At 31.9% G+C, this 6,000-nt stretch carries 6 protein-coding genes; all 6 read right to left on the bottom strand.

Annotated features, from left to right (window positions below; genetic code table 11):
- Positions 1-114: 114 nt before the first annotated feature.
- Complete coding sequence (locus tag HNR33_RS22090) at positions 115-636, bottom strand: TasA family protein (protein ID WP_429088034.1); 522 nt, start codon at positions 634-636, stop codon at positions 115-117.
- 203 nt (positions 637-839) lie between these two features.
- On the bottom strand, positions 840-1,499 hold the full coding sequence (locus HNR33_RS22085; protein WP_429088031.1) for a signal peptidase I: 660 nt from the start codon (positions 1,497-1,499) through the stop codon (positions 840-842).
- A 177-nt stretch (positions 1,500-1,676) separates the two neighbouring features.
- Positions 1,677-2,837: an MFS transporter gene (locus tag HNR33_RS22080; protein WP_429088028.1), complete on the bottom strand. Its 1,161-nt coding sequence runs from the start codon at positions 2,835-2,837 to the stop codon at positions 1,677-1,679.
- Positions 2,838-2,852: 15 nt separating this feature from the next.
- On the bottom strand, positions 2,853-3,785 hold the full coding sequence (locus HNR33_RS22075) for a L,D-transpeptidase family protein (protein WP_429088025.1): 933 nt from the start codon (positions 3,783-3,785) through the stop codon (positions 2,853-2,855).
- Positions 3,786-3,894: 109 nt separating this feature from the next.
- Positions 3,895-4,161 carry a Veg family protein gene (locus tag HNR33_RS22070; protein ID WP_429088023.1) on the bottom strand — a complete coding sequence of 89 codons (267 nt, stop codon included), beginning with the start codon at positions 4,159-4,161 and terminating at the stop codon, positions 3,895-3,897.
- 148 nt (positions 4,162-4,309) lie between these two features.
- A complete protein-coding gene (gene spoIID, locus HNR33_RS22065; protein ID WP_429088020.1) occupies positions 4,310-5,737 on the bottom strand; it encodes a stage II sporulation protein D in 1,428 nt (475 codons plus the stop codon).
- Positions 5,738-6,000 lie beyond the last annotated feature (263 nt).

Here is a 6,000-nt window from a genome sequence, read left to right as displayed (position 1 = left end):
AATATATCCAGTAATAGTTTATAAGAAGCATATTTTTTTCTAAAAATAAATTGGTAAATTTATCTTGATGTAATTCTACTAGCACATCAGGTTAAATTATTTATTGTTTAAATATTATTCTGTCCAAGGAGCATTAACTTGAGTTGCATCAAATACAAACGTGAAAGCTGCTGTTGCACCTTGATAGTCATTATTAGCTTCTTGTGGAAGCATAAATTCAATTGTAAATGTGCCAGTTGAATTTGCTGCAATATTTCCTAATTCTACATATCCAAGTTCATCAATATCTGTAAATGCTCCACCATTAACACTTACCTGTAAAGGAGTAGCTCCATCGTATAAAAGATTTTCAGCTAAAGCTTCTACGCTCATTCTGTATTTAAATTCTAATGATCCAGTATTTTCAACGTTTATAGTTTTAACACCTGAAGTCCAGCTTGGATAAATATTATCCACTGACATTTCAGAAGTTAGCTGCTGAACAACACCGTCGTCTCCACCAATTTCTAATGTTCCAGTCTCAAATACATTGCCTGTACTAGTTGCTTGGCTTGTAAACCATGCATATGATCCTAATCCTGCACCAAATGCTAATAAACCAATTAATACTAAACTTAATATCGCTTTTTTACTCATTTTTAAATTTCCTCCTTAAGTCCCATAATTTTTTTTGGCTTTTTTGATACAATAATAACGAAAGGTTTTTTTAAGTCTTTCTTTTTATGGAGGGCTATCTTGGCAGAGATATCCCTTTTCCATTTTTATATATATAAATGTTCACCTCCTGTACTGCAGTTTCTCTTCCATTGCCAAGGTATGTATAAGGAAAATACTATGATTTATATTTCCACATTGTCTTGATGATTAGAGTCTTCACGTTTATCTTGATTCATCGCTGACAACATGTTCTTTATTTCTCCTCCTATAAGGAAAAATATAGGCAGTAAAATTAATAACACAAATCCAATAGGACTTCTAATAAAATTTCCCACGTAACCCCCTTTGGGTATTCTAAATGCTAATACTCCTACAAAATGCTCAGGAGTTATTAATCCACTATCTTCTGTATTATTAGCATCTCCTTTTGTTCTAAATGTTTTTGTTCCATCTTCTTCCAATATATCTACTACTCTATGTGTTACTAGAGTAGTTTCATTAACCTTAAAAGTTATTACATCTCCTGTATTCACATTTTCATAATCAACATCTTTTACCACTATCATATCTCCTGGTTGGAGTAGAGGTCTCATGCTTCCAGACAAAACAGACATAGGTTTATATCCTAGTATTGATGGTATAACTCCTGGATGTCTTCTTGCTTGTATCCCTGAATATAGTGACAACACAGCTATCACAATTAGAAATAAAAAAATAATATTTCCTATCCATTTTAAAATTTTTCTTCCTATTGTAATCATCCCCTTTACTCTAGTTTCTTTACAATTCATTACTGAATTATTTACTAATAAGTGTAATTGTATACATATTATTCTGTTCATCTACTGTAAAATTATATGCTTGCTGCAATTTTTTATTCACAAAAATTATTGGATACATTATTTTTTTGCATTTACTTCTAAAGTATCTATTGTATTTTCAAGCTTTCTAAGCCAACAAAAAAAGAGAGCAAAAAGTGTACACTCTTTGCTCTCTTCTATCTTAAATATTTATTTAAACTATTCCAAAACACCCTTTGTATTCTTATATATGAGAAATACAAATACACTACTTAGTGCAAGACTTATAGGTATTGCATAGTATGCGCTCTGAACACCTATTAAATCATTAAGCCATCCAATAAGAAGATTCATTATCATACTCACTGTCGACGCTACTGTTACTACTATTCCCGTTATATACGCACTGTTCTTTTTAAATACTTTACTTATAGTTAATACAAGTGTGGGGAATGTTATGGAGAAGAAAAAACCTGAAGCAGCTATTATAGCTATTCCTCTCTGTCCTAGTAAAAACCCTATTGTATACAAAACAAATGCGGATATAGATGATATCAACACGCTCTTTGTTGCACCTATTTTTTCTACTATAAATCCTCCGAAAAATCTTCCGAGAGTAAATAGTCCGAAAAATAAAGCAGTATAATATGTTCCTTGACTTTCATTATATCTATATACTTCCTTCATAAAGTTTACAAACCAGTTTCCAGTACTCATCTCTGCAGCAACATATAGTCCCAAAGCTATCATATAAAAATATAAAAGCTTATTGGAATAAATAGCTTTGTAGTCTATTTTCCTGTCCTCCTTACTCATTTCAAAAGAAGGTACCTTAATTCCTAAAAAAACAATCATTACAAGACCAAAAAGTATTGCTATAAACAAATATATAGTTCTCCATTCAATCCCATTAAATAATAAGACACCTGTTGTTCTTTGAGTCACTGTTGCACCAAGACCATAGCAGAAGTGAATCATATTCATAAGCAGAGCTTGAAATGATGTCACTATAACTGGTATTAAAGTATTTATAGAGATGGCTAATAATGCTACTCCTACGTTTGAGAAAAAAAGACCTATTAAAAGGACTATAAAGCTAGAGCTCAAATATAGACCTACTAAGGAAAGTGCTACAAATAAAAAACCCATTACCATAACTTTTTTATGTCCTATTTTCTCGCAAAGGGTACCGCCAATGTATGTGAAGGTTATATACCCTAACGAACTCATGGCAAGTACTATACCCATTTGTGTATTACTTGCCGTAAAGTCTTGTTTAAACGAAGGAATAAACACACCTCTTACATTATCATTCATAGCAACTAAAAACATTATAACAAACATAAAAGCTATTAGTAATCTGTTGCCTTGAGCTTTCAATATATCACATCCTGTTTAATTAATAATCACTAAGGATCCCACCGGAACATTATCATAAATATATTTTGCTACATCAACAGGGAGGCGTATACATCCATGGCTTGCCGGTTGCCCTAGCTTATCTGCTTCCTCTTGTATGAGTTGTTTGTCTTCTGTAAATGGCAATGAATGAAATAGATATGTCCCTTTAAAGCCTACCCAGTATTTCATCCCCTGTTCAAATCTTTTAACGTAAAACCATTCTCCTCTTCTTCCTTTTTCTATCTCAAATACACCCTTTGGTGTGAAGTTGTCCCATAGTCCTGCTGAACCTTTAGCTTCACTTACTAGCTCTCCATCCTTATATATCTTCAATAACTGATCATCCTGATTAAATATGAGAGCATAGCCATCTACATTCTCGTTATATTCATGAGGCGGTATCTCTTTAGATCTGATATACCTTGCATCAGCGTATCCAAAGCTACCGTCTTTTAGTTTTACTTTAAACCATCCATATGGTAAAGTCTCAACAAGTTCAACTTTCTCTAAGTCTTTCATTTTATATATTACTTTACTATTAGTATCCTTCTCCTCGTAAATCTTGGTTATCCCGTTCTTTTCTATAGTATTGAGGGCTTGTCCAATATATTCACCTTCTATGCTAATCTCTTCACTATCTTCATTAACACTATCATTTTGATGATTTTCATTGTTTATAGGCTTATCACTTTCATATTGCTGAATATCATCATTTTGATCCTTCACATTTTTATCACTATCTTGATTACTCTCATCAACAGTCTGGTCATTCTGTTCTTCAATATCTTCTTTGCTGCTATCCTGTGAACCTTCATCAGCTTTTGATACATCAAGTCCTGGTAATTTTACATTGCTCCTTTTCGCATCAGAGCAACCCCCTAAGACAAGTGTACCTATTATAAGTGCTAAAATTATTTTCAGTCTCAAATCATTCCCGCCTTTTCTATATTTTTTGATAAATTTATTATATCAAATACTATTTTGCTTTGCTATAAATGCAAAAAATATAAGTCAAGGATTTTCCTTGACTTATATTTTAGCTTATCTGTATTTTCTTTTCCTCACTACAAATAGTAACCTCTACTGTTTCTGTCAATATATCAGAATAACTATAAGATACCCTTCTTATAGAATCGTATCCTCCATCGATCTTTACTACGAATATGCTTGGGTAGGCACTTTCTATAACTCCTTCTCTGATTGTTGTCTTTTTTCTACCTTTGTTAGCCTTGAGTCTTACTTTTTGACCTACGCAGTTTTCTACATTAGCTCTTATTTTTGCTAAAGTGTTTCTCTCTAACAAACAATCACCTTCCTTCAGAATATGCCATATATAATACTATCATATTATAGCTTTATTGTCAAATATAAAATTTCATTTTACTACATTTTAATAAACCTTGTCAAATACAAATTTGCAACAAAATCATATAAAAATCTTCATAGTTATACTAGTATCTATAATATTCTACGATACCCGATGCAATAGATTCTACAATCTTGTCGATATAATGGTCATCAGCAAGCTTTAGTTCTTGTTCTGGATTAGTAATATATTCTAATTCAATTTGTAGAGAACTCATTGATACTTCTCTAAGCAGGTAAAAATCAGCTGTTCTGATTCCCCTGTCAAGAATAGAAGTATTCTTTACTAAGTTTGACATAATAAACTTAGCTAGTGCTTCGCTATCTTTATCGCTTCTATAGTGATATATTTCACATCCGTGTATTGCAGAATTAGAAAACGAGTTCAAGTGCAAGCTTATAAAAAAATCGGGCCTCATTTTATTTGCATACTCTGCCCTTTTACTTAAAGAAACATATTCATCTTTTTCTCTAGTCAAATAAACAGTTGCCCCTAGTTTTCTTAATGATTCAGATAGTTTTGTACCTATATTAAGCACAACTTCCTTTTCCTTTATTCCATGTTTGCCTATGACATCCTGACTATTATTTCCTCCATGACCAGGGTCTATCATTATTATTCTTCCATTTAAAGGTCTTTCTATACATGGTTTTTCCAGTTTTTTTATTTCTATTCCAGTAAAATAGTAATTTAAAATATCAAAAAAATTATGTCCTTCTAGTGCCATCTGATTGCCCCCATATTGACATAATCCTAGTCCATCACCTTTGCCTCTTGTAACGAAGATGATAGAATCTGGAGCAAAACTAAATCTAGTAGAGTTAAGACCTAGCAACTCCATTATTTCAGTACCCTTGAATTCTTTCCCTGCTATTTTAAGACTTATAACTCTTCCCTGTTCATCCCTCTTAACCTCATCTATATATCCACATATCTCAGATTTTAGGGTTGGTCTTAGCTTAGGAAAACTAATATTAAGCTTATCTTCAATTTCTTTAATTGATATATGCTTATATCCTTCCCAGTTCGGAGAAGTATTGCAATAGTCACATAGCACCTTTCTAAGATAAAGTACTCTATTTGCCATAACATTCTCAGAATTCTCAGTGGATCCTCCACAAGTATCATGATATCGAGCTTCTATAGGCTTATTATCTACTGTTATAATTAACCCCTTGGTCTCTTCTACGGCTTTTGAAATCTTTTTCATTTTCTTTTCATATTGAGCTCCCCACAGTTTTCTCAAATAGTCGTAGTCAAAAACCTTTGTACAGTGATCATCACACATATCACATCCTTGATACTTTGAACAACCCATACCATTAAAAACCTTGGCCAACTTGGCTATTTGTGTTCTAGCTATTATTGCCTGTGCTTTTATAAGTTCGCAATGAAAGTTAATATTTATTTGTGCTGCCACCATCAATTTTACCATCTCTTCTAAAGCAACCTTTTCGACCCTTTCTTCTATATGTTTGAAAACATCTATATAAATTAAATTATTATCCAACACAAAAATACCCCCTCATTAAATCTGTCATCTGATGAATCACATTGCATTTATCAATAAAAACATTAATATTATTAAGCAATTTTAGATATAACTTGATATAATATATAGTATGAATTTGCTGGTTTCTTTGTGCATGTCGCATATTTGTTTAATGTCTGTCAAACATTGTTTATCATGGTATAGCAAAAAGATTAATTAACGCATAAATAATATTATTCTTATTTACAGTAATAAATAAAATTTTTTAAGAAAAGGAAGGAAAT

Origin of the sequence: Brassicibacter mesophilus, assembly GCF_050433385.1 — a bacterium.
Classification (GTDB): domain Bacteria; phylum Bacillota; class Clostridia; order Tissierellales; family Proteiniboraceae; genus Brassicibacter; species Brassicibacter mesophilus.
Note: the sequence above shows the minus strand (reverse complement) of the source record. Positions and strands in the feature narration are given on the sequence as shown.

What these genes read in the sequence shown, in the direction of transcription:
- HNR33_RS22090 (WP_429088034.1), bottom strand. Translation starts at nt 636, where the DNA reads ATGAGTAAAAAAGCGATATTAAGTTTAGTATTAATTGGTTTATTAGCA.
- HNR33_RS22085 (WP_429088031.1), bottom strand. Translation starts at nt 1,499, where the DNA reads ATGAACAGAATAATATGTATACAATTACACTTATTAGTAAATAATTCA.